This is a genomic window from Alkaliphilus hydrothermalis (genome assembly GCF_016908555.1).
Classification (GTDB): domain Bacteria; phylum Bacillota; class Clostridia; order Peptostreptococcales; family Natronincolaceae; genus Alkaliphilus; species Alkaliphilus hydrothermalis.
Map to the genome: position 1 here is coordinate 1 of NZ_JAFBEE010000054.1, position 1,050 is coordinate 1,050.

The 1,050-nt window shown below is 41.5% G+C and carries 1 tRNA gene and 2 rRNA genes; all 3 read right to left on the reverse strand.

The annotated features are described in order from the left end of the window. Nucleotides 1–454, reverse strand: a 23S ribosomal RNA gene (locus JOC73_RS15055); the annotation flags it as partial. A 319-nt stretch (nucleotides 455–773) separates the two neighbouring features. After that, nucleotides 774–849, reverse strand: a tRNA-Ala gene (locus JOC73_RS15060). Nucleotides 850–993: 144 nt separating this feature from the next. Beyond that, nucleotides 994–1,050 (reverse strand): 16S ribosomal RNA (locus JOC73_RS15065); the annotation flags it as partial.

Here is a 1,050-nt window from a genome sequence, read left to right on the forward strand (position 1 = left end):
TCCCCCCAGCTTCCCACAGGGTTTCACGTGTCCCGTGGTACTCTGGAGCATAGTCAAAGGCCTTCTTGTTTCATATACAGGACTATTACCTTCTACGGTGGGCCTTTCCAGACCTCTTCTATTACAATAGCCGCCTTCTTATGACTATGTCCTCAACCCCGATAAAGTAAACCTTATCGGTTTGGGCTCTTCCCATTTCGCTCGCCGCTACTAAGGGAATCGATTTTTCTTTCTCTTCCTCGGGGTACTTAGATGTTTCAGTTCCCCCGGTCTACCTTCTGCTACCTATGGATTCAGTAACAGATACTTGGACATTACTCCAAGTGGGTTTCCCCATTCGGAAATCCCCGAATCAAAGCTTGCTTGCAGCTCCTCGAGGCTTATCGCAGCTTACCACGTCCTTCTTCGGCTCCTGGTGCCAAGGCATCCACCCTTTGCCCTTATTAGCTTGACCATATTGCTTCGCAGAATTAATCATTAATAACTAAAACCACTAAGCTAATCAAAGTAATTGCAAAGAATAAAATTCTTAGCTATTTGTTTCTTTAAGCTTACTTGTTTATACATTGTGTAATTTTCAAAGAACAAAAGCAGATGACCAAATTTAAAATTTGAGTCAGTCGCTTTGTTAGAAATCGATTGATTCCTTTCCTAAAAGCATTTCAGTAGGAATCATGAGACTTTCTAACTTCATTTTTATTCGGCCCTTAAGGCCAGAATGATATATTACCAAGTTAATCGCGTTATGTCAACACTTTTAATTTGGTAATTAGTGGTGGAGACGAGGAGAGTCGAACTCCTGACCCCCTGCTTGCAAGGCAGGTGCTCTCCCAACTGAGCTACGCCCCCAATTATATTATAATTAACAATTAATAATTATTAATTATTAAGACCTAGAATAATTTTTCATTCTTAATTATTCATTTTTAACTGCCCGTAGGGCATTTAAGGTCCCTCAAAACCAAACAGTATAGATTAGCCTAAGCTCCTTAGAAAGGAGGTGATCCAGCCGCACCTTCCGATACGGCTACCTTGTTACGACTTCACCCC